General features: G+C 64.2%; 24 protein-coding genes and 1 tRNA gene. 22 read left to right on the top strand and 3 right to left on the bottom strand.

Features of this window, described 5'->3' with window-relative positions; all coding sequences use genetic code 11:
- Positions 1 to 16: 16 nt before the first annotated feature.
- The 14 genes from hisD to tatC all read left to right on the top strand — a co-directional run bounded on the left by hisD (position 17) and on the right by tatC (position 9675).
- Positions 17 to 1333, top strand: a complete 1317-nt coding sequence (hisD, locus tag AC1VVG_RS02000; RefSeq protein WP_034189818.1) for a histidinol dehydrogenase — start codon at positions 17 to 19, stop codon at positions 1331 to 1333.
- Positions 1334 to 1480: 147 nt separating this feature from the next.
- Positions 1481 to 2554 carry a histidinol-phosphate transaminase gene (hisC, locus tag AC1VVG_RS02005; protein ID WP_482835197.1) on the top strand — a complete coding sequence of 358 codons (1074 nt, stop codon included), beginning with the start codon at positions 1481 to 1483 and terminating at the stop codon, positions 2552 to 2554.
- Between the two features lie 65 nt (positions 2555 to 2619).
- Entirely contained in the window at positions 2620 to 3207 is a 588-nt protein-coding gene (hisB, locus tag AC1VVG_RS02010) for an imidazoleglycerol-phosphate dehydratase HisB (protein ID WP_006477126.1), read from the top strand.
- A 62-nt stretch (positions 3208 to 3269) separates the two neighbouring features.
- Positions 3270 to 3890, top strand: coding sequence for a YchE family NAAT transporter (locus tag AC1VVG_RS02015; protein WP_049032488.1), 621 nt, complete (start codon positions 3270 to 3272; stop codon positions 3888 to 3890).
- Positions 3887 to 4528 (top strand): imidazole glycerol phosphate synthase subunit HisH, encoded by a 642-nt coding sequence (hisH, locus tag AC1VVG_RS02020; protein WP_034189815.1) that lies wholly within the window; start codon positions 3887 to 3889, stop codon positions 4526 to 4528. Before AC1VVG_RS02015 ends, hisH begins: the two co-directional genes overlap by 4 nt.
- A gap of 163 nt (positions 4529 to 4691) precedes the next feature.
- Positions 4692 to 5447 carry a 1-(5-phosphoribosyl)-5-[(5-phosphoribosylamino)methylideneamino]imidazole-4-carboxamide isomerase gene (gene hisA / locus AC1VVG_RS02025; RefSeq protein WP_034189814.1) on the top strand — a complete coding sequence of 252 codons (756 nt, stop codon included), beginning with the start codon at positions 4692 to 4694 and terminating at the stop codon, positions 5445 to 5447.
- A gap of 104 nt (positions 5448 to 5551) precedes the next feature.
- The gene (hisF, locus tag AC1VVG_RS02030) at positions 5552 to 6325 is read left to right on the top strand and encodes an imidazole glycerol phosphate synthase subunit HisF (RefSeq protein ID WP_011350732.1); all 774 of its coding nucleotides are present in this window, start codon (positions 5552 to 5554) and stop codon (positions 6323 to 6325) included.
- On the top strand, positions 6325 to 6741 hold the full coding sequence (gene hisI / locus AC1VVG_RS02035; protein ID WP_034189813.1) for a phosphoribosyl-AMP cyclohydrolase: 417 nt from the start codon (positions 6325 to 6327) through the stop codon (positions 6739 to 6741). Before hisF ends, hisI begins: the two co-directional genes overlap by 1 nt.
- Complete coding sequence (locus tag AC1VVG_RS02040; protein ID WP_034189812.1) at positions 6738 to 7103, top strand: phosphoribosyl-ATP diphosphatase; 366 nt, start codon at positions 6738 to 6740, stop codon at positions 7101 to 7103. Before hisI ends, AC1VVG_RS02040 begins: the two co-directional genes overlap by 4 nt.
- Before the next feature lie 71 nt (positions 7104 to 7174).
- The gene (locus tag AC1VVG_RS02045; RefSeq protein WP_034189811.1) at positions 7175 to 7567 is read left to right on the top strand and encodes a DUF4870 family protein; all 393 of its coding nucleotides are present in this window, start codon (positions 7175 to 7177) and stop codon (positions 7565 to 7567) included.
- Positions 7568 to 7598: 31 nt separating this feature from the next.
- Positions 7599 to 7964, top strand: a complete 366-nt coding sequence (locus tag AC1VVG_RS02050; protein ID WP_034189810.1) for a histidine triad nucleotide-binding protein — start codon at positions 7599 to 7601, stop codon at positions 7962 to 7964.
- Between the two features lie 93 nt (positions 7965 to 8057).
- The gene (tatA, locus tag AC1VVG_RS02055) at positions 8058 to 8288 is read left to right on the top strand and encodes a Sec-independent protein translocase subunit TatA (RefSeq protein WP_034183658.1); all 231 of its coding nucleotides are present in this window, start codon (positions 8058 to 8060) and stop codon (positions 8286 to 8288) included.
- A gap of 26 nt (positions 8289 to 8314) precedes the next feature.
- Positions 8315 to 8845, top strand: a complete 531-nt coding sequence (gene tatB, locus AC1VVG_RS02060; protein ID WP_034189809.1) for a Sec-independent protein translocase protein TatB — start codon at positions 8315 to 8317, stop codon at positions 8843 to 8845.
- Between the two features lie 41 nt (positions 8846 to 8886).
- Positions 8887 to 9675, top strand: coding sequence for a twin-arginine translocase subunit TatC (tatC, locus tag AC1VVG_RS02065; protein WP_034189808.1), 789 nt, complete (start codon positions 8887 to 8889; stop codon positions 9673 to 9675).
- Between the two features lie 210 nt (positions 9676 to 9885).
- On the opposite strand, the gene AC1VVG_RS02070 is transcribed toward tatC, so the two are convergent.
- Positions 9886 to 11091 (bottom strand): Do family serine endopeptidase, encoded by a 1206-nt coding sequence (locus tag AC1VVG_RS02070; RefSeq protein WP_034189807.1) that lies wholly within the window; start codon positions 11089 to 11091, stop codon positions 9886 to 9888.
- Positions 11092 to 11112: 21 nt separating this feature from the next.
- Here AC1VVG_RS02070 and AC1VVG_RS02075 point away from each other — a divergent pair, with 21 nt between their 5' ends.
- From AC1VVG_RS02075 to AC1VVG_RS02110, 8 genes are all read left to right on the top strand, one after another.
- Positions 11113 to 11859, top strand: coding sequence for a Nif3-like dinuclear metal center hexameric protein (locus tag AC1VVG_RS02075; protein ID WP_034189806.1), 747 nt, complete (start codon positions 11113 to 11115; stop codon positions 11857 to 11859).
- Positions 11860 to 12078: 219 nt separating this feature from the next.
- Positions 12079 to 12699: a ubiquinol-cytochrome c reductase iron-sulfur subunit gene (gene petA, locus AC1VVG_RS02080; RefSeq protein WP_006477110.1), complete on the top strand. Its 621-nt coding sequence runs from the start codon at positions 12079 to 12081 to the stop codon at positions 12697 to 12699.
- Positions 12699 to 14081 (top strand): cytochrome b, encoded by a 1383-nt coding sequence (locus AC1VVG_RS02085; protein WP_034189805.1) that lies wholly within the window; start codon positions 12699 to 12701, stop codon positions 14079 to 14081. The genes petA and AC1VVG_RS02085 overlap by 1 nt, the downstream gene beginning before the upstream one ends.
- 21 nt (positions 14082 to 14102) lie before the next feature.
- Entirely contained in the window at positions 14103 to 14861 is a 759-nt protein-coding gene (locus AC1VVG_RS02090; protein WP_034189804.1) for a cytochrome c1, read from the top strand.
- A 94-nt stretch (positions 14862 to 14955) separates the two neighbouring features.
- Positions 14956 to 15567 carry a glutathione S-transferase N-terminal domain-containing protein gene (locus AC1VVG_RS02095; protein WP_006400565.1) on the top strand — a complete coding sequence of 204 codons (612 nt, stop codon included), beginning with the start codon at positions 14956 to 14958 and terminating at the stop codon, positions 15565 to 15567.
- A gap of 71 nt (positions 15568 to 15638) precedes the next feature.
- Positions 15639 to 16160, top strand: a complete 522-nt coding sequence (locus AC1VVG_RS02100; RefSeq protein WP_034189803.1) for a ClpXP protease specificity-enhancing factor — start codon at positions 15639 to 15641, stop codon at positions 16158 to 16160.
- Between the two features lie 19 nt (positions 16161 to 16179).
- Positions 16180 to 16255 (top strand) — tRNA-Thr (locus AC1VVG_RS02105).
- Positions 16256 to 16429: 174 nt separating this feature from the next.
- A complete protein-coding gene (locus AC1VVG_RS02110) occupies positions 16430 to 17677 on the top strand; it encodes a tyrosine-type recombinase/integrase (RefSeq protein ID WP_482835198.1) in 1248 nt (415 codons plus the stop codon).
- 100 nt (positions 17678 to 17777) lie between these two features.
- On the opposite strand, the gene AC1VVG_RS02115 is transcribed toward AC1VVG_RS02110, so the two are convergent.
- Both AC1VVG_RS02115 and AC1VVG_RS02120 read right to left on the bottom strand, forming a co-directional pair.
- The gene (locus AC1VVG_RS02115; protein ID WP_482835199.1) at positions 17778 to 18638 is read right to left on the bottom strand and encodes an FRG domain-containing protein; all 861 of its coding nucleotides are present in this window, start codon (positions 18636 to 18638) and stop codon (positions 17778 to 17780) included.
- 811 nt (positions 18639 to 19449) lie between these two features.
- Positions 19450 to 22311 (bottom strand): DUF927 domain-containing protein, encoded by a 2862-nt coding sequence (locus tag AC1VVG_RS02120; RefSeq protein ID WP_482835200.1) that lies wholly within the window; start codon positions 22309 to 22311, stop codon positions 19450 to 19452.
- Between the last annotated feature and the right edge of the window lie 74 nt (positions 22312 to 22385).

The raw sequence follows: 22385 nt of genomic DNA on the forward strand, positions 1-22385 counted from the left end.
CCGTAACGGAACTCCCATGTCCATCACCATCCGCAAGCTCGATTCGACGAACGAAGGCTTCGGCGCCGCGCTGCGCGCGTTGCTCGCGTTCGAGGCAAGCGAAGACGAAGCGATCGAGCAATCGGTCGCGAAGATCCTCGCCGACGTGAAGTCGCGCGGCGACGCCGCGGTGCTCGAGTACACGAACCGCTTCGACCGGCTGAGCGCGAACAGCGTCGCCGCGCTCGAACTGCCGCAGGACGCGCTGCAGACGGCGCTCGACGGTCTCGCGCCGAAGGCGCGCGCGGCGCTGGAAGCGGCCGCGGCGCGTGTGCGCGCGTACCACGAGAAGCAGAAGATCGAGTGCGGCACGCATAGCTGGCAGTACACGGAAAGCGACGGCACGGTGCTCGGCCAGAAGGTCACGCCGCTCGACCGCGTCGGCCTGTACGTGCCGGGCGGCAAGGCCGCGTATCCGTCGTCGGTGCTGATGAACGCGATTCCCGCGCGCGTCGCGGGCGTCGGCGAGATCGTGATGGTCGTGCCGACGCCGGACGGCGTGAAGAACGACCTCGTGCTCGCCGCGGCGCTGCTCGGCGGCGTCGACCGCGTGTTCACGATCGGCGGCGCGCAGGCGGTCGGCGCGCTCGCGTACGGCACGGCGACGGTGCCGGCCGTCGACAAGATCTGCGGCCCCGGCAATGCGTACGTCGCGTCGGCGAAGCGCCGCGTGTTCGGCACGGTCGGTATCGACATGATCGCCGGGCCGTCGGAAATCCTCGTGCTGTGCGACGGCACGACCGATCCGAACTGGGTCGCGATGGACCTGTTCTCGCAGGCCGAGCACGACGAGCTCGCGCAGTCGATCCTGCTGTGCCCGGACGGCGCGTTCCTCGACCGTGTCGAGAAGGCGATCGACGAGCTGCTGCCGTCGATGCCGCGCCGGGACGTGATCCGCGCATCGCTCGAAGGGCGCGGCGCGCTGATCAAGGTGCGCGACATGGCCGAAGCGTGCCGGATCGCGAACGACATCGCGCCCGAGCACCTCGAAATCTCGGCACTGGAACCGCAGCAATGGGGCCAGCAGATCCGCCACGCAGGCGCGATCTTCCTCGGCCGCTACACGAGCGAAAGCCTCGGCGACTACTGCGCGGGGCCGAACCACGTGCTGCCGACGTCGCGCACCGCGCGTTTCTCGTCGCCGCTCGGCGTGTACGACTTCATCAAGCGTTCGAGCCTGATCGAGGTCAGCGCGGAAGGCGCGCAGACCCTCGGCGAGATCGCCTCCGAGCTCGCGTACGGCGAAGGGCTGCAGGCGCACGCGAAGAGCGCCGAGTTCCGGATGAAGGGCTGACCACGCACCACGCGGGGCCGAGCCGGGGCGGGCGCCGATGCGCCGGCGCCGGCCGCACCGCGGAGCGCGGCTGGAGACCAGTGCAGGGCGGCAGCCGCCGCCTTGCCGACCATTTGATGCCGGCGCGACGCACGCCGGCTTGAGACCATGACGACGCCACAAGACATCATCCGCCGCGACGTGCTCGCGATGACGAGCTATCCGGTGCCCGACGCGAGCGGGTTCGTGAAGCTCGACGCGATGGAGAATCCGTATCCGCTGCCCGAACCGCTGGCGGCGGCGCTCGGCGAGCGTCTCGCGCAGGTCGCGCTGAACCGCTACCCGGCGCCGCGCCCGGCCGCGCTGCTCGACAAGCTGCGCCACGCGATGGGCGTGCCGGCCGGTTGCGACGTGCTGCTCGGCAACGGTTCCGACGAAATCATCAGCATGATCTCGGTCGCGTGCGCGCAGCCGGGCGCGAAGGTGCTCGCGCCGGTGCCGGGTTTCGTGATGTACGAGCTGTCGGCGAAGCTCGCGCAGCTCGAATTCGTCGGCGTGCCGCTGCAGGCCGACCTGACGCTCGACGTCGACGCGATGCTCGTGGCGATCGCCGGGCACCGGCCCGCGATCGTCTATCTCGCGTACCCGAACAACCCGACCGGCACGCTGTACGACGATGCCGACGTCGAACGGATCATTGCCGCCGCGCGGCACAGCCTGATCGTGATCGACGAGGCGTACCAGCCGTTCGCCGAGCGCTCGTGGCTGCCGCGCGCCGCCGAATTCGACAACGTCGTCGTGATGCGCACGGTGTCGAAGCTCGGTCTCGCGGGCATCCGCCTCGGCTATCTCGTCGGGCGGCACGCGTGGCTGACCGAATTCGACAAGGTGCGCCCGCCGTACAACATCAACGTGCTGACCCAGGCGACCGCCGATTTCCTGCTCGACCACCTCGACGTGCTCGATGCGCAGGCGGCCGAACTGCGCGCGGAACGCACGCGTCTCGCGCAGGCCGTGGCCGCGCTGCCGGGCACGACGGTGTTCCCGAGCGCCGGCAATTTCCTGCTGGTGCGCGTGCCGGACGCGGCCGCCGTGTTCGATGCGCTGCTTACCGAACGGGTGCTGGTCAAAAACGTGAGTAAAATGCATCCATTGCTGGCCGAATGCGTGCGGCTGACCGTCGGTTCTCCCGACGAAAACGCCCGCCTGCTGGCCGCCTTGAAACTCGCGCTGCCCGGTTGAGCCCAGGGCGCGGCGGCGCGCGACGATCAATCCCCATTTACCTCAGACTCAATCAAGGAATTGCCATGCGTGTGGCGGAAGTCGTTCGCAATACCAGCGAAACGCAGATCCGTGTGAAGCTCGATCTCGACGGCACCGGCCAGCAGAAGCTGGCCACCGGCGTGCCGTTTCTCGACCATATGCTCGACCAGATCGCGCGGCATGGTCTGGTCGATCTCGAGGTCGAAGCGCATGGCGACACGCATATCGACGACCACCACACGGTCGAGGATGTCGGCATCACGCTCGGTCAGGCCGTCGCGAAGGCGATCGGCGACCGGAAGGGCATCCGCCGCTACGGCCATTCGTACGTGCCGCTCGACGAGGCGCTGTCGCGCGTCGTGATCGACTTCTCCGGCCGGCCGGGCCTCGAATTCCACGTGCCGTTCACGCGTGCGCGGATCGGCACGTTCGACGTCGACCTGTCGATCGAGTTCTTCCGCGGTTTCGTGAACCACGCGGGCGTCACGCTGCACATCGACAACCTGCGCGGGATCAACGCGCACCATCAGCTCGAGACGGTGTTCAAGGCCTTCGGCCGTGCGCTGCGCGCGGCGGTGGAGCTCGACGAGCGTGCGGCGGGGCAGATTCCGTCGACGAAAGGCAGCCTCTGATCGTCCGGATGGGCGGACGCTAAGGACAACCTCACGGCTTCGGCGCGCGGCGCCGGCTTGCGATGGATCTGCTCAAATCGTTCATTTCGCTGCTGGCGCTGATCAACCCGGTCGGCGCGGTGCCGTTCTTCCTGAGCCTGACGGCGCAGCAGACGGACGGCGAGCGGCGTCGCACGATCCGGATCGCATCGGTGTCGGTATTCTGCGTGATGACGGTGACCGCGCTGCTCGGGCAGCAGATCATCAACTTCTTCGGCATTTCGGTCGGGTCGCTCGAAGTGGGCGGCGGGATCATCATGCTGCTGATGGCGATCAACATGCTGAACGCGCAGATCGGCAACACGCGATCGACGCCGGAAGAGCGCCACGAAGCCGAGCTGAAGGACAACATCGCGGTCGTGCCGCTGGCGATTCCGCTGCTCACGGGCCCCGGCTCGATCAGCACGGTGATCATCTATGCGGCGAACGCGCATCACTGGTATGAACAGGCCGGGCTGGTCGCGATCGGCGCGGTCCTGGCTTTTCTGTGTTTCGTCGCGATGCGGCTCGCCGAGCCGATCGCGAACTGGATCGGCCGCACGGGCATCAACATCGCCACGCGGCTGATGGGTCTGATGCTGTCGGCGCTGGCGGTGGAATTCATCGTCAATGGACTGAGGGCGCTACTGCCTGCACTGAGATGAAAACTTCGATTGCGATTGTGGATTATGGGATGGGCAACCTGCGCTCGGTCGCGCAGGCGCTCAAGAAGGCCGAACCGGCCGCCGACGTGGCGATCGTCGACACGCCGGCCGCGATTCGCGCGGCCGACCGCGTCGTGCTGCCCGGCCAGGGCGCGATGCCCGACTGCATGCGCTGCCTCGGCGAATCGGGCCTGCAGGAGGCCGTGATCGAGGCGTCGCGCACGAAGCCGCTGCTCGGCGTGTGCGTCGGCGAGCAGATGCTGTTCGACTGGAGCGCGGAAGGCGACACGAAGGGCCTCGGCCTGTTGCCCGGCAAGGTCGTGCGCTTCGAGCTCGACGGCCGCGTGCAGGACGACGGCTCGCGCTTCAAGGTGCCGCAGATGGGCTGGAACCGCGTGCGCCAGTCGCAGCCGCACCCGCTGTGGGACGGCGTGCCCGACGACGCGTATTTCTACTTCGTGCACAGCTACTACGTGACGCCGGACAACCCGGCACATACGGTCGGCGAAACGGCATATGGTGCGCCGTTTACGTCCGCGGTCGCGCGGGACAACCTCTTCGCGACCCAATTCCACCCGGAGAAAAGCGCGGAGGTCGGGTTGCGTCTGTACCGCAACTTCGTACACTGGAAACCGTGAACGTGGTGCGCGAACCACAGTCGACGGGCCGCGGAGGCCCGTCTTGCGGGGCTCGCGCGCCTAGGCGCCGAAAGAGTTGTACTAAACTAGCGAGACGGCGCGGTACCGGATTGGCCGGTACGCGCCGGATTCTTTTCTTCTTCCACGACGACACCCGATTGCTATGTTGCTGATTCCGGCCATCGATCTAAAAGACGGTCAGTGTGTGCGCCTCAAACAGGGCGACATGGACCAGGCCACGATTTTTTCCGAGGACCCGGCGGCGATGGCCCGCAAGTGGGTCGATCTCGGCGCCCGGCGGCTCCATCTGGTCGACCTGAACGGCGCATTCGCCGGCAAGCCGAAGAATCTCGAGGCGATCGAAGCGATCCTCGACGAAGTCGGCGATGAAATCCCCGTCCAGCTCGGCGGCGGCATCCGCAGCCTCGAGACGATCGAGAAGTATCTCGACGCGGGCCTGTCCTACGTGATCATCGGCACGGCGGCCGTGAAGAACCCGGGCTTCCTGCAGGACGCGTGCACCGCGTTCTCCGGCAGCATCATCGTCGGGCTCGACGCGAAGGACGGCAAGGTCGCGACCGACGGCTGGAGCAAGCTGACCGGCCACGAAGTGGTCGATCTCGCGAAGAAGTTCGAGGACTACGGCGTCGAATCGATCGTCTATACCGACATCGGGCGCGACGGAATGCTGCAGGGCATCAACATCGAGGCGACCGTGAAGCTCGCGCAGGCGGTCGGCATTCCGGTGATCGCCAGCGGCGGCCTGTCGAACCTCACGGACATCGAGAACCTGTGCGAAGTGGAAGAGCACGGCGTCGAAGGCGTGATCTGCGGCCGCGCGATCTACTCCGGCGATCTCGATTTCGCGGCCGCGCAAAGGCGCGCGGACGAACTGAACGGCGAACTCGACAACGCGTAACGCGGTTTCCCGTTCGCCGGGGCTGCCCGCAGGCGGCCCCGACCGGAAGTCTCGTGCGAGGCTTCCGCAACCGGCCGTCCCAGCGCGGCATTTGGCGCAACATCATGGCTCTAGCTAAACGCATCATCCCCTGCCTGGACGTGACTGCCGGGCGTGTCGTCAAGGGCGTCAACTTCGTCGAGCTGCGCGATGCCGGCGATCCCGTCGAAATCGCCCGCCGCTACGACGACCAGGGCGCCGACGAACTGACGTTCCTCGACATCACCGCGACGTCCGACCAGCGCGACCTGATCCTGCCGATCATCGAAGCCGTCGCGTCGCAGGTCTTCATTCCGCTGACCGTCGGCGGCGGCGTGCGCGCGGTCGAGGACGTGCGGCGTCTGCTGAACGCGGGCGCGGACAAGGTCAGCATGAATTCGTCGGCGGTCGCGAACCCGCAGCTCGTGCGCGATGCGGCCGACAAGTACGGCTCGCAGTGCATCGTCGTCGCGATCGACGCGAAGCGCGTGTCGGCCGACGGCGAGACGCCGCGCTGGGAAGTCTTCACGCACGGCGGCCGCAAGAACACGGGCCTCGACGCGATCGAATGGGCGCGCAAGATGGCCGAGCTCGGCGCGGGCGAGATCCTGCTCACGAGCATGGACCGCGACGGCACCAAGTCGGGCTTCGACCTCGCGCTCACGCGCGGCGTGTCGGACGCGGTGCCGGTGCCGGTGATCGCATCGGGCGGCGTCGGTTCGCTGCAGCATCTGGCAGACGGCATCAAGGACGGCCGCGCCGACGCGGTGCTGGCCGCGAGCATCTTCCACTACGGCGAGCACACGGTCGGCGAGGCGAAGCGCTTCATGGCCGACCAGGGCATCCCGGTGAGGCTGTAATGAATACGGAAACGAAATCCCTGCCCGCGTGGCTCGACAAGGTCCGCTGGGACGACAACGGCCTCGTGCCGGTGATCGCGCAGGAAGCAGCGACGAACGACGTGCTGATGTTCGCGTGGATGAACCGCGAGGCACTGGCGAAGACGATCGAGACGCAGCGCGCGGTCTACTATTCGCGCTCGCGCAAGCGGTTGTGGTTCAAGGGCGAGGAGTCGGGCCACGTGCAGCACGTGCACGAGGTGCGGCTCGACTGCGACGAAGACGTCGTGCTGCTGAAGGTCGAGCAGGTGTCGGGCATCGCGTGCCACACCGGCCGGCATTCGTGCTTTTTCCAGAAATTCGAGGGCACCGTCGACCACGGCGACTGGGTCGCGGTCGAACCGGTGCTGAAAGATCCCGAACACATCTACAAATGACGCAATCGACCGAAGACACGCTGCTGCGCCTCGCGGCCGTGATCGATAGCCGCAAGGGCGGCGACCCCGATCAATCGTACGTATCGCGCCTGTTCCACAAGGGCGACGACGCGGTGCTGAAGAAGATCGGCGAAGAGGCGACGGAAGTCGTGCTGGCCGCGAAGGACGTGCGCCAGGGCGGCGCGCCGAGCGCGCTCGTCGGCGAGGTGGCCGACCTGTGGTTCCACTGCCTCGTGATGCTGTCGCACTTCGAGCTGAGCCCGGCCGACGTGATCGCCGAACTCGAGCGCCGCGAGGGGCTGTCGGGCATCGAGGAAAAGGCGCTGCGCAAGCGCCGCGAGCGCGAGGAAAACGGCGGCTGATGCGCATCGTCCCGCCGCGGTGGCAGCAGTGCGGTAAGCTGTAAGAATTGTCATCTTACGGGGGTAGCATCATGAACGATACGTCGAACCAGTTTCCGACGCCCGCGGTGCCGGGGGCGGCGGATGCCGAGCGCCTGAACGGGCTGCGCACGCTGACTCACGTGCTCTACGGCCTTTATGCATTTCACTGGCTGACGGGCGGCGTCACGGGCATCATCGCGATCATCATCAACTACGTGAAGCGCGGGGACGTGGCCGGCACGCCGTATGCCGACCATTTCGAGTGGCAGATCCGCACGTTCTGGCGCGCGCTGATCGCGTACGTCATCGGGTTCGCGCTGGCATTCGTCGTGGTCGGATTCGCAGTGATGTTTGTCACGTGGATTTGGACGCTGTACCGTATCATCAAGGGTTGGCTGTACCTGAACGACAACAAGACGCTCGATCCGCAGGCGTGGTTCTGACCGGCGCGCGCGGGCGTTTCGCAGGAGCAACATGAGTCACGATCCGAATTGCCTGTTCTGCAAGATCGCGGCAGGCGAGATCCCGAGCACGAAGGTGCACGAGGACGACGAATTCGTCGCGTTCCGCGACATCCGCCCGGCGGCCGAGACGCACGTGCTCGTGATTCCGCGCCGGCACCTGCCGACGCTGTCGGCGGCGAGCGCGGACGATGCGCCGATGCTCGGCCGGCTGATGCTGCTCGTCGCGCGCCTTGCCGACCAGCTCGGCGTCGCGTACACGGGCGGCGAGACCGGTTTTCGCACGGTGATCAATACGGGCCCGGGCGGCGGGCAGGAGGTCTACCACCTGCACGCGCATATCCTGGCCGGTCCGCGCCCCTGGCAGCGGATGGGTTGACGGCGCGGGGCGTTTCCCCGCATCGATAGTCGAAGCCGGCGCGTCGCCGGCGATTTGCGCCGCCCGGCGGCGTGGTTGAGGAGAGGTTTCATCATGGGTGGATTGAGCATTTGGCACTGGCTGATCGTGCTGCTGATCGTCGCGCTGGTTTTCGGTACGAAGAAGCTGCGCAACATCGGCAACGATCTCGGCAGCGCCGTGAAGGGTTTCAAGGACGGCATGAAGGAAGGCGAAACGCCGGCCGATGCGCAGCAGCTGCCGCGCTCCGGCTCGGTCGACGTCAACGCGAAGGAAACGACGCGTTCCGATTCGAACAAGGCGTAACGCCGGCCCGCTGACAGGCATTCGCGATGCTGGATCTCGGTCTTTCGAAGATGGCGCTGATCGGCGTCGTCGCGCTCGTGGTGCTCGGCCCCGAGCGCCTGCCGCGCGTCGCGCGTACGGCAGGCGCGCTGTTCGGTCGTGCGCAGCGGTACATCAACGACGTGAAGGCGGAGGTCTCGCGCGAAATCGAACTCGACGCGTTGCGGACGATGAAGACCGATTTCGAATCGGCCGCGCGCAATGTCGAGACGACGATTCACGACAACCTGCGCGAGCACGAGAAGGAACTCAACGACACGTGGCATTCCGCGGTCGGCGGTCTTGACGAAGCGTCGGGTGCCGCAGGGTCCTACGGTTCCGACGCGCCTGCTGCGCCGTCGTGGCGCGGCAGTCCGGCCGCGCTCGCGACGAAGCGCCGCAACTGGCGCGTGAAGCAGGCGGCGACGCCTGTCTGGTACAAGCGCGCGACCACCCGCCGCACGCACGTGCAGTCGGGCGCCGCGCGTGTCGCGCGCCACCAGCCGGCCAGCCTGCGCCGGCCGACGCGCTTCTTCTGAGCCGAGCGCATGCTCGCTCGTCAATCCTACCGAGGGCCGGTGTGAGCGACCCCCAGCAGAACCCGGGCGACGCCCCGGAAGAAACCTTCATTTCCCATCTCGTCGAGCTTCGCGACCGCATCATTCGCGCGGGGCTGGCCGTGATCGTCGTGTTCCTCGGGCTCGTCTACTGGGCGCCCGACATCTTCCGGCTGCTCGCGCGGCCGCTGATGGAGAATCTGCCGAAGGACGGCAAGATGATCGTCACCGACGTCACCGGCTCGTTCTTCGTGCCGATGAAGGTCACGATGCTCGTCGCGCTCGTGATCGCGCTGCCGGTCGTGCTGTACCAGATCTGGGCGTTCGTCGCGCCGGGGCTGTACCAGCACGAGAAGAAGCTCGTCACGCCGCTCGTCGGCAGCAGCTACGTGCTGTTCCTGTGCGGGATGGCATTCGCGTACTTCCTCGTGTTCCCGACGATCTTCCGCGTGATGGCGCACTACAACGCGCCGCTCGGGGCCGAGATGACGACCGACATCGACAACTACCTGAGCTTCGTGCTCGGGATGTTCATCGCGTTCGGGGTCACGTTCGAGGTGCCGATCGTCGTCGTGCTGCTCGTCCGGATGGGCGTGCTGACGGTGAAGAAACTGAAGGAAATCCGCCCGTACGTGATCGTCGGCGCGTTCGTCGTCGCGGCGGTCGTCACGCCGCCGGACGTGTTCTCGCAACTGATGCTCGCGCTGCCGCTGATCGTGCTGTATGAAGCCGGGATCCTGGCCGCGCGGTTCTTCGTGCCGAAGAAGCCGGCCGAAGAGGGCGAGGCGGGGAACGGCGAAGCCGCGGGCTGACGGCGGCGCACCGGGCGGCGGGCCGGCTCTTCCGGTCAGCTCGAACGGTGCGGCGATGCCGTGGCCGAGCCGGCAAGCGTGTGGCATTGTCCCCTTCCCGGGCAATACGGATCGGTCGAAGCAAAGCAAAAGGGCAGCCAACCGGCTGCCCTTTTTCATTTCCACCGACGACAACGGGCGCGTGATGTCGCGCGACCCGCCTGCCCAACCTCATTCGGTATCGCTGTCCTGCTCGTCGAGCGTCTGCTTCGGCGGCGGCGGGCGCTTGCCGATCACGACGCTCACGTCGAACTCCTTGCCCTTGCGCACGACGTGCACCTTGGTCGGCGTGCCGGGCTTGATCTGCGCGACGACGTTCAGCAGCTTGGTCGTGTCCGTGATGTCCTCGCCGTTGACCGTGACCAGGATATCGCCCGGCTTGATGCCGGCCTTGTCGGCCGGGCCGCCCTGCAGCACGCCGGCGACGATCGCGCCCGATTTCTGCTGGAGCCCGAACGACTCGGCGATCTCCGGCGTGACGTCCTGCGGTTCGACGCCGATCCAGCCGCGCGTGACCGAGCCCGTCGTGATGATGCTCTCGAGCACCGTGCGCGCGGTCGACACGGGAATCGCGAAGCCGATGCCGAGCGAGCCGCCCGAACGCGAGTAGATCGCCGTGTTGATGCCGAGCAGGTTGCCGTTCACGTCGACCAGCGCGCCGCCCGAGTTGCCGGGGTTGATCGGTGCGTCGGTCTGGATGAAGTTCTCGAACGTGTTGATGCCGAGGTGATTGCGGCCGAGCGCGCTGATGATCCCCATCGTGACCGTCTGGCCGACGCCGAACGGGTTGCCGATCGCGAGCACGACATCGCCGACGCGCGACTGGTCGGAGCGGCCGAGCGTGATCGTCGGCAGGTTCGTCACGTTGATCTTCAGCACGGCCAGATCGGTCTCGGGATCGCTGCCGATCACCTTCGCGGTGGCCGTGCGGCCGTCGGCGAGCGCGACTTCGATCTGGTCGGCGCCGTCCACGACGTGCTGGTTCGTTAGAATGTAACCTTCCGGGCTCACGATAACGCCCGAGCCGAGGTTGGCTGCCGGTTCGTCCTGCTGCTTGCGGGCGTTGCGGTCGCCGAAGAAGTAGCGGAACAGCGGATCTTTCGCGCGCGGGTCGGGCGGCAGCGAGCCGTCCTTGCTGGAGAACACGTTGACGACGGCCGGCATCGCCTTCTGCGCGGCTTCCGCGTACGACGTGGTCGCCGGCGCGCCGCCGATGCCGGGCGCGACCTCCCGCAGCGCAACGATCGGCGTGGCGAGCTGCTTGCCGAGCTGTCCTTGCCGTTGCAGCCATTGCGGCTTGAGCGTCACGACGATGAACATCAGCGCGAGCAGCACGGTAACCGCCTGCGCGAAGAACAGCCAGAAGCGTCTAAGCATCTGAATGGATTAGAGGTTTATATGGATCGGATCGAACTTGAATTGTACTTGAACAATACCCTCGAAACCGCGCGCTTCAAGGACTATTGCCCGAACGGCCTCCAGGTCGAGGGGCGCCGCAAGGTCGAGAAGATCGCCACCGGCGTGACGGCGTCGGTCGCGTTCCTCGAGGCCGCGCTCGAATGGGGGGCGGATGCCGTGCTCGTCCATCACGGTTATTTCTGGCGCAACGAGGCGCCGCAGATCACGGGCCGCAAGTACCAGCGCCTGAAGCTGCTGCTCGCGAACGACCTGAACCTGTTCGCGTTCCACCTGCCGCTCGACGCGCATCCCGAATTCGGCAACAACGCGCAGCTCGGCGCGAAGCTCGGGCTGATCGGCGAGCAGCGTTTCGGCGAAGGCGACCTCGGCTGGATGGCGACGCTGCCGATGCCCGTCACGCTCGAGCACTTCGTCGCGAAGGTCGAGAACACGCTCGGCCGCACGCCGCTCGTGCTCGGTGACCCGGAGATGCAGCTGCGCCGTATCGCGTGGTGCACCGGCGCCGCGCAAAGCTATTTCGACGCGGCGATCGATGCCGGCGCGGACGTGTACCTGACCGGCGAGGTGTCCGAATACGTGACGCACACGGCTGCCGAGAGCGGCGTCGCGTTCGTTGCGGCGGGGCACCATGCGACCGAACGTTACGGAATCCAGGCGCTTGGCGCCCACTTGTCCGAAGAATTCGATATCGAGCACCTTTTTATCGATATTCACAATCCGGTCTGAGCGACGGATTTGCGGCGGTGCATCGAAATTTTCGCAATGTAGCGGATGCTTAAAAGTGAAATGATTTAATCGCTCCGATAGTGGGGGATAACCCTTAACTATCAAACACTTCGAAGGGATTTTCATCTCCGGGCCTTGTAAATGGCGACTCCATTCGAGCAAACTAGCGGCGGAATGGAAAGTCGTGACGGAAAATCCAACTCAGAAGTGGGGCGTGTGATGCGAGACAAGGAAGAGAAACGCGTCGACAGCGGCCGCCGTACCTGGCTGATTGCGACATCCGTAGCAGGTGGCGTGGGAGGCGTAGCCACCGTCATACCTTTCGCGGCGTCGCTTGCGCCGTCCGCGAAAGCGAAAGCGGCCGGTGCCCCGGTCGAGGTTGATATCAGCGGCCTGAAGCCTGGCGAAATGGTCACCGTGCCGTGGCGCGGCAAGCCCGTCTGGATCCTGAATCGCACCGATTCGATGCTGGCCGACGTGGTCAAGGCCGACAAGGAAGTCGCGGATCCGACCACGAAATCCCCGTATTCGATGCCGTTGCCCGCGTATTGCGCCAACGAATATCGCTCGCGGGCCGATCGCAAGAATATTCTCGTCGTGATGGCCGTGTGTACGCACCTCGGCTGCACGCCTAGCCAACGCTTCACGCCGGGTCCGCAGCCGAACCTGCCGGACGACTGGCCGGGCGGTTTCCTGTGCCCGTGCCACGGTTCGACCTACGACCTCGCCGGCCGTGTGTTCAAGAACAAGCCGGCGCCTCAGAATCTCGACATCCCGCCCTACATGTTCACGTCGGCGACGACCCTCGTGATCGGCAAGGACGAGAAAGGAGAAGCGTGATGGCCGCCGACAACAAAGAAGTCTCCACGACAGGTCTCACCGGCTGGATCGATCAGCGCTTCCCGCTCACGTCCACCTGGAAGAAGCACGTTTCCGAGTACTACGCGCCGAAGAACTTCAACTTCTGGTACTTCTTCGGCTCCCTCGCGCTGCTGGTGCTCGTCAACCAGATCGTCACGGGCATCTTCCTGACGATGAACTACAAGCCCGACTCGATGCTCGCGTTCGCGTCGGTCGAGTACATCATGCGCGAGGTGCCATGGGGCTGGCTGATCCGCTACATGCACTCGACCGGTGCATCGATGTTCTTCGTGGTCGTCTACCTGCACATGTTCCGCGGGCTGCTGTACGGGTCGTACCGCAAGCCGCGCGAGCTCGTGTGGATCTTCGGCTGCGCGATCTTCCTGTGCCTGATGGCCGAGGCGTTCTTCGGCTACCTGCTGCCGTGGGGCCAGATGTCGTTCTGGGGTGCGCAGGTGATCGTGAACCTGTTCTCTGCGATCCCGTTCGTCGGCCCGGACCTGTCGCTGTGGATTCGCGGCGACTACGTCGTGTCCGACGTCACGCTGAACCGTTTCTTCGCGTTCCACGTGATCGCGATTCCGCTCGTGCTGGTCGGTCTCGTGATCGCGCACCTCGTCGCGCTGCACGAAGTGGGGTCGAATAACCCGGACGGCATCGAGATCAAGGCGAAGAAGGACGAGAACGGCATCCCGCTCGACGGCATCCCGTTCCATCCGTACTACTCGGTGCACGATTTCCTCGGCGTGTGCGTGTTCCTGATGATCTTCGCGCTGATCGTGTTTTTCTCGCCGGAGATGGGCGGCTACTTCCTCGAGGCGAACAACTTCGTCCCCGCGAACCCGCTGCAGACGCCGCCTGAGATCGCGCCGGTCTGGTACTTCACCGCGTTCTACGCGATGCTGCGCGCGACCACCGACCCGTTCAAGATCGTGCTGATGATCGTGATCGCGCTGCTCGGCGTGCTCGCGCTGATCCGCGCGCGCGGCAAGTGGAAGGCCGGCCTGCCGGTGCTGGCCGCGGCGATCGTCGTGTTCATGTACCTGACGGAGTCGAAGTTCTGGGGCGTCGTCGTGATGGGCTCGGCGGTGATCACGCTGTTCTTCCTGCCGTGGCTGGACCGCAGCCCGGTGAAGTCGATCCGCTACCGGCCGCTGTTCCACAAGGTGTTCCTCGGGATCTTCGTCGCGGCGTTCCTGACCCTCGCGTTCCTCGGCACGCGGCCGCCATCGCCGGCTGCGACGCTGATCGCGCAGGCCTGCGCGCTGATCTACTTCGCGTTCTTCCTCGGCATGCCCGTCTGGACGCCGCTTGGCACGTTCAAGCAGCCGCCGGAGCGGGTGCGCTTCAAGCCCCATTAACGTGAGCGAGGAGAGAACGACATGAAGAAACTGCTTTCGACACTCGCGCTGATCGGGGCGACCGCGTGCGCGCTGCTGGCGGCGCCGGCCGTGCGGGCGGAAGGTAATTTTCCGCTCGACCGGGCGCCCGATAACACGGAAAATCTCGTTTCGCTTCAGCATGGCGCGCAATTGTTTGTAAACTATTGCCTGAACTGCCACAGCGCGAACCTGATGCGCTACAACCGTCTGACGGATCTGGGCATATCCCAGAAGGAGATCGAAAAGAATCTCCTGTTCACGACCGACAAGGTCGGCAACACGATGTCCGTCGCGATGCGGCCCGAAGACGCGAAGAACTGGCTCGGCACCACGCCGCCCGACCTGTCGGTCGAGGAGCGCGCGCGCGGCCGCGACTGGCTGTATACGTATCTGCGGAGTTTCTACCGCGACGATACGCGGCCGACCGGCTGGAACAACGCGGTGTTCGAGAACGTCGGCATGCCCCATGTGTTGTGGCAGCTGCAGGGGCAGCGCATTGCCAAATTCGAAGACAAGACGGACGAGGAGACGGGCGAGAAGGTCCACACGCTCGTCGGCTTCCAGCAGGTCACGCCGGGCACGCTGTCGTCGCCCGACTATGATGCTGCGGTGGCCGACCTGGTGGCCTATATGACATGGATGTCCGAGCCGGCCCAGCAGACCCGCAAACGCCTCGGCGTGTGGGTGCTGATCTTTCTCGGTGTCCTGACTTTCCTGGCCTGGCGGCTCAATGCCGCGTACTGGAAAGATATCAAGTAAACACGCCTGACCGGCGTGGGGCCGGCGCAAGGCGGAACCCGTGAAAGGGGTTGCGCCGCGTGCCGGCCCTCGGCTTTTTTGAGGAAACGCAAATATGATGGTTCTGTATTCCGGCACAACTTGCCCGTTCTCCCAGCGTTGCCGGCTGGTGCTGTTCGAGAAGGGCATGGACTTCGAAATCCGCGACGTCGACCTGTTCAACAAGCCGGAAGACATTTCGGTGATGAACCCGTACGGTCAGGTGCCGATCCTGGTCGAGCGCGACCTGATCCTGTACGAATCGAACATCATCAACGAGTACATCGACGAGCGCTTCCCGCATCCGCAGCTGATGCCGGCCGACCCGGTGCAGCGCGCCCGTGCGCGCCTGTTCCTGCTCAACTTCGAGAAGGAACTGTTCGTCCACGTCAGCACGCTCGAGAACGAGAAGGGCAAGGCGGCGGAGAAGAACCACGAGAAGGCACGCCTCGCGATCCGCGATCGCCTGACGCAGCTCGCGCCGATCTTCGTGAAGAACAAGTACATGCTCGGCGAAGAGTTCTCGATGCTCGACGTCGCGATCGCTCCGCTGCTGTGGCGCCTGGATCACTACGGCATCGAGCTGTCGAAGAACGCCGCGCCGCTGATGAAGTACGCCGAACGGATCTTCAGCCGTCCGGCCTACATCGAGGCACTGACGCCGTCCGAAAAGGTCATGCGTCGTTGATGTTGCAATGAAGGAATGACGGAGCGGGCGGCGCGGCGTGCCGCGTGCCTGCTCCGGGTTCGAGGATCGTGATGCAAGAGATTTCAACGAAGCCTTATCTGCTGCGCGCGTTGTACGAGTGGTGCACCGATAACGGTTACACGCCGCATATCGCGGTGAGGGTCGACAACTCGACGCGCGTGCCGCGTCAGTTCGTGCGTGACGGCGAGATCGTGCTCAACATCAGCTTCGAGGCGACGAGCCAGTTGCAGATGGGCAACGAGTGGATCGAGTTCACGGCCCGGTTCTCCGGGAAGGCGCACAAGATCGAGATTCCGGTGGCCAACGTGCTCGCGATCTATGCGCGCGAGAACGGGCAGGGCATGGCGTTCCAGGTCGATGCGGTTGCGGGCGAAGGCGCGGATTCGGGTACGTTCGACGACGACGCCGCGCAAGCGGAAGACGGGCAGCGTGACGAGCCTGCGTCGACGTTGACGCCGGTCGCCGACAGCGGCGCGAACGAGGAGCCGTCCGAAGGCGCCGACGAACCGCCGAAAACCGACGGCGACGGCACGAAAGGCGGCAGCAGACCTCGCCTCAAGATCGTGAAATGAGGTAGAATCTCGCGCTTACGCCGGCTTAGCTCATCTGGTAGAGCAGTTGATTTGTAATCATCAGGTGGCGGGTTCGAGTCCTGCAGCCGGCACCAAACACTAGTTTCAAGTAGTACCCGGAAGTCCCAAAACCCGCGTCCAGCCTAGCGCTGACGCGGGTTTTTTGTTTCTGGACGTCCCGTGAGAGACCGGGGCATCCCCGAAATTTGGGGGTAAGATTCGGGGTACGACTTCCGGGATTTGGGGGTATGCCGTACCCTCGACGAACAATGAAAACCAAACCTCTTACCGACGCCAAGTGCCGCAACGCTAGATTCGATGAGGCCGGGGGAAACAAACTCTTCGACGGCGGTGGCCTGTATCTCGATCTGCGCTCCAGTGGTTCGAAGAAATGGCGGCTCAAATACCGGTTCAATGGCAAAGAAAACCTGCTGACGTTCGGCGACTATCCCGCGACGTCGCTCGCTGATGCTCGGTCGAGGCGTGACGAAGCGAAGCGGCTGTTAGCGGAAGGGAAGAACCCAGCGTTCGAGCGTGACGTCGAGAAGCAGACTCGCGCCATTGCCGCACAGAACACCTTCGAGGCCGTCGCGCTGGAGTGGTACGAGGCGCAGCAAGCGACATGGAGCGCTTCGCACGCGAACCGAGTCAAGAAGCAGCTCGATCGCGAGGTGTTTCCCCTGATCGGCCAGCGTCCGATTTCTTCGATCGGCGCCCCGGATTTGCTCGCGGTCATTCGACGAATCGAAGGGCGAGAGGCGTTCGAGACGGCGCGCAAGACCTTGCAGACATGCGGCCAAGTCTTTCGCTATGCCGTTGCAACGAGCCGTGCCGAGCGAGATCCGTCGCCGGACCTGCGAGGCGCATTGAAGGCGGTGCCCGTCAAGCATATGGCGCGAGTCGGCGAAAGCGAGCTGCCGGAGTTGCTTCGCTCGATCGCTGCCTACGAGGGAGAGCCGGAGACTCGGCTCGCTCTGCGGTTCTTGGCATTGACCTTCGTTCGCACTATCGAGCTGCGGCAGGCGGAGTGGACTGAGATCGACCTGGAGCGCCGAGAGTGGCGCATTCCGGCCGAGAAGATGAAGATGCGTCGTGTGCATATCGTGCCGCTCGCCGAGCAGACGATCGCGCTGCTTTTCGAGCTGCGCGCGCTGACGGGCCACCGTCGCTGGCTTTTCCCGAACAGCCGCAGACCGTTGCAGCAGATGAGCGAGAACACGATTCTGTACGCTCTATACCGGATGGGTTATCGCAGCCGTATGACCGGGCACGGGTTCCGTGGTCTCGCTTCAACGATCTTGAACGAGAAGGGATTCAATTCCGACTGGATCGAGCGCCAGCTCGCCCACTCGGAGCAGGACGGGGTGCGGGCGGCATACAACCATGCCGAGTATCTGTCTGAGCGCCATCGGATGATGCAGTGGTGGGCGGACTATCTCGACAAGCAGAGTGGGGCGCAGATCATCCCGATCGCGGCGACAAGACAGACCGTGCAGCCACGTGTACGGCCAGCGTAAGTCGACACTTGACCTCACGGTCACGACCGATCTGACAGCGCCCGCTACGTCATCCCACCGCGTAGACATAACGCATAAGCCTGCCCCTTATGGCTCACGATCAAAGGCCAGTTGCCGCCGGCTTTTTTGGTGCTGTGGGGAGTTTGCTAGTGATGTACTTCGCTGCGTATTCGATTTCGGGAAAAACAGTGCTCACATTCACATTTATTTTGTCGAGCTGAGACATAATCGCCGGCTTGTTGGCTGATTTGATGGTGTGTCTGCGAATTCGGATGCCGAATCTGTTTCTGTCCTCAAGATTTGATGTCAATCCATAAATCAGGAATGCTCCTTGTTGGGCCAAAATTCTTCTGTTGTTCAATTTTGGTTTAACTGCAACAATTCCTTTCAAATCTGATATTTCGATTTTTGGTAGAAAATACGATTTCTCCGCCTTTATGAAGTGTAGGAGTCGTTCGCCGACTTCAGATTTGACGAGTTCCTCCGAATCCGACATGTCCCTTATCTCGTCGCGCTCATAGCCCCGAAGATTGGCGAGATTTGCAATGCAACTGACTGTGTCGCTGTCTGAATATCGAATCTTATCTTTCGCGATGGAAAATCTTATGAATTCCGCATCGGATTTTGGATTGGAATTGCATGCAAAATAGAGGGCAATAAGGGGGTTGTAAGTCAAATCCAGTAGTCTGGTAGGAAGGGAGTAGTGCTGCATTCTCACCAGTTTCTCGAAGGTGGATTCGTCTGAATTAAACTCTGACGGATGTAGTGTTATTAATTCTCTGATTATGTCCTTTTCCTCTTTCCTGTGTTCTCTTTGCCGAAATAAACTCGGTTTAAGCAGGTAGGAGCTATCGGCATGCCCGCGAAAAAAGGCAATTCGCTGTGGTGCCATTTTGGTTTCTTCGATGATTCTAATCATGTCGCTCAGTGAAGCGATTTCTTCTTGTGCTTGTTCTGGCATATCTTTGATATTCGGTTATCTATGGGAAATCTTTCGAAAAAGTATCGTCGCTTGGAAGCTCCGGGACGTTTAAAGCAATATTTCTGAGGGGGTGCAGCCTGTCCTCGAGGATTGTCGGCGATTTTTTCTACAACGTCGACCGTCCGTTCCTGGGCGGACTGGGGCAGACGATCTGACGGTGTCCGTCTGGACTAGTCCAGCCTTGTGCATACTTATGACCCCCTTGCCGCGCACCTCCCACCGCTTTTTTAGAGTTCCCACCGCACTGCCGGCTCCCTGCATTTCGGTATGAATATGACCCCCCTTAGGCGGGCCGGGAGTAGGAAAAACACGCGGGTGTGAGCCCCCGCGTCTTTGCCCTAGACGCAGGGTCCCCCGCTTTCCGGCCGCCATGACACTTGCGGCTGGCGCAACAATGTCCGATCGGGACGCGTCGCGGACACTCCCCTCAAAAACACGTTGTTGACGCCCTTCGAATCCCGGAGAGCCGTGTCCCGTCTGACTTCGCGGTCGCTGCGGTCGGTCCACGCCTGTCCGCTCAGTGCAAAACGAGTTGGAGATTTGGAGATAAACGCCTGAATCGGCCGCAAAGCCTTATGGGGTAAGGCTTCGCGTGTCTCCAAACGATTTGGAGAGCGCTGGAGATACTGGAGATAAACCGGGCTGGATTGTTACGGCTACGGCAAGATTCGCGGCCATCGCCGGCCCGGTTCCGTCTGGAGCGTATCGCTCAAAGTAACTTTGACGCACGGGCCAAAATGCCGCGCAAAGGAATGCCCGCCACCGCCCTCCCGGACGGCGGCGGCGTCTTTCACAGTTCGAGCGTGAAGATCGACGGCAGTACGCGGTAGACCATGAACTTGCCGTGACCGGGGATGTATTCCTGTCGGTACGGATAGCCGTCACTACGCGGCATCAGTACGCCCCGCTTCATCAGTGCCTTGGCGACGATCTTGTGGTCGAAGCCGGCACATACGTCCTTGCGAAACACGGCCGCTTCGATCAGGTATTCCGTCTCGACGCTTTCCGCATCGTCGGCGCTCATCTTGCCGCCGAACTCGGCGTAATACTCCCGATCGGAGGCGATTGCCGTGCGCCGCTCGTCGCGCTTCACGTGCTGCTTGAAGCCCGCTCGATGCGGCACGTTCGGCCGATGGTCGTCCTGCGCCCGGTTCATCCATACGAAGCGGTTGTCGCCGTGTGCCGCGAGGAAATGCTGTACCTGCCGCACGGCTTCCGCCTCGTCCGAGTTGCCGGTGCCACCGCGCAGTTCGAGCCAGCCTTCGAAGCAGCGACGCGCGGCCTCGACTGCTTCGCCCTGCGGCCAGCCGGTCAGCCCGTGCGCCGTCGCCAGCTCGCCGGCCACCGCGACGAGGCAGAACCGCTTGGCGACACGCGCGACCTGCGAATGCGAACCGTCCGGTACCCATTGCCCGACCAGCTCGTCAACGCGAACACGCAGATGCTCGGCCAGCTCGCCGGCCTGCGACGACGCCCACTCGATGAACGCGGGGCCTGCCGTGCCGTAGTGCATGCCGGCGTGCCGTTCTAGATGCTCGATCAGCGCGGCCGGCGTCGGGAAGCCGTGCAACTTCTCTACGACCCCCATTTCGCCCACCTCGGCCGGGATCGCAGGCAAGCGCACCTCGATACCTCCTTTCATGGGTTTGTTGCCCTCGGCCATCAGCGCGGACACGCTCTTTTCGCCGTTCGACAGGAACAGCAGCCGCCACGTGAGCACGGGCTTTGCTGAGCCGCTACGCGACGCGCGAGCCTTGCCCGACTCGTTCGCGAGCATGTAAATCACATCGCCGACCAGACGCGGCTCGACCTGCCCGATTTCATCGAGGATCAGCAGCGCGTCGCTATGCTGCGTGGCAACGGCTTCTAGCGCGTTGTCGGTCGCCTTCCAGCTCCGCACGTAGTCCGGCGAGCCGAACACGGACGCGGCGATGACGCCGCCGGTCGACTTACCCTTGGACGTCGTGCCGAGCAGGTGGAAGCCGCCCGACTGGAGCCCGGAGAAGTGCAGCAGCGGACCAGCGAAGGCGGTAGCGACGCAGAACAGAAGCCGGCTATTGCCAACGCAGTAGGCCGCAACCTCGCGTTGCCAGTCGTCCAGCGTGCCGCGCTCCTTGAACTGGCTCTGGATGGGCGTGTCGGCCTGATAGATCAGCGCCTCTTTGCCGGTCCCGATGACGCGATCGGGAAGCACGAACGCGCCGTGATGCCAGCCGACGCGCGGCACGCAGCGCACACGCTCGTCCGGCTGCGCCATCTGCACATAGTTCGCGATCTGCGTGCGGGCGATCTGCGTCACGCCGAGCTTCACGCCCATATCGAGCAGCATGCGGCGCAGCTCCGTGCCGTCGCCGGCAAAGAGGCCAGCTGGCACTGCCCAGCGTTTCAGGATGCCGTCGCGGTCCGTGAATTCGAGCAGGTAGCCCCACTCGCTGTTCATCTCGTTTCGCGTCTCCGCAATCACGTCGATTCGCGTACTGACCCAATGCGGCGGCAGCGGGTCGCCCTGATTGTTGAAGCCGTGAAACCACACGCCCTTGTCGTCGACAACGAACCGTGACTTGCCGTCCTGCGCGCGGGCCGTTTTCGGGCGCTTGGCGGGCTTCGCGGCGGCTGGAGCGGCCTTGCCCTTGCCGGCGTCAGCCGAGCCGGCCGGCGCGAGTGCAGCGCGCACGGCAGCGGCCACCGCTTCCGGGCCGAGGTGTGCAGCCAGGTCGTTGAAGTCGGTTCCGGCCGCCGGGCGGTTCGGACCGAAGTCGGGCACGGCCAAGATGCCGGCGACGGCCTCGGCCGCCGCGCGGGCCTTCGTCACGCCCGGATTGCCCTTCGTCGTGTGGTCGTCGTCGGAGCATACGACGATGCGCGCGTCCGGATATTGGCCGCGCAGCGCCGTTGCAACGGCATGCAGGTTGCCGGCGTCGAACGCGACGGCGGCCGGATAGCCGGTCGCGGCCGAGATCGTCGCGCACGTCGCGTAGCCCTCGCCAATCAGCAGCGTGGACGGCGCGGAAGATAGCGGGCCGCCGATCAACGAGAAGCAGCCCGCCTTGCGGCCGTTCGGCAAAAAGCGCTTCTGGCCGTCCGTCAGGATGAATTCCAGCGTCCACAGCTTGCCATCCGCGTCGCGCGCCGGGATGACGAGTGCGCCGTCGCATGCGGCCGTGCCAATGCACAAGCCGCCGCGATAGACGCGCAGCGCGTCGACCGGGATGCGCTTGCGAACGAGGTACGGGTGATCGGCCGGCGCGGGCTCGGCCGCGGACCAGATCGATTCGGCGAGGGCCGATGCGGCTTGCTGTTTCTCGGTCAGTTCGGCCAGCTCGGCCGCTTCGCGGACTGCGCGCTCAGCTTTCTGCCGCTCGCGCTCCACTGGATCGACGGGCTTGGCTCGATGCGCGCGCGGATCGAAGCCGCCTTGTTTGGCAAGGTGAAACAGCGTGTTGATGGTGATCTTGCCGCCCTTGAACGACTTCCACACATCGCGCGCGTCCTTGCCGTTGTAGTTCTGCGCGCCTTGGCTCCATTCGTTCCAGAGGGCGAAGCCCTCCTCGCCAAACTCGGCCTTGAGCGCCATCCCCACCTGACGCCACGTGTCGCGGTCGTCGGGCGGAACATAGCCGAGCGCGACTCTCGCCCGCTCGAATTCGGACATGGGTGCGTTACTCATAGGTTCCCACTGGACGCGCGTCGGTCGGCTTCCGATTAGTAGTCCATATCGGGCAAGCA

This window comes from Burkholderia sp. L-4 (assembly GCF_056856535.1).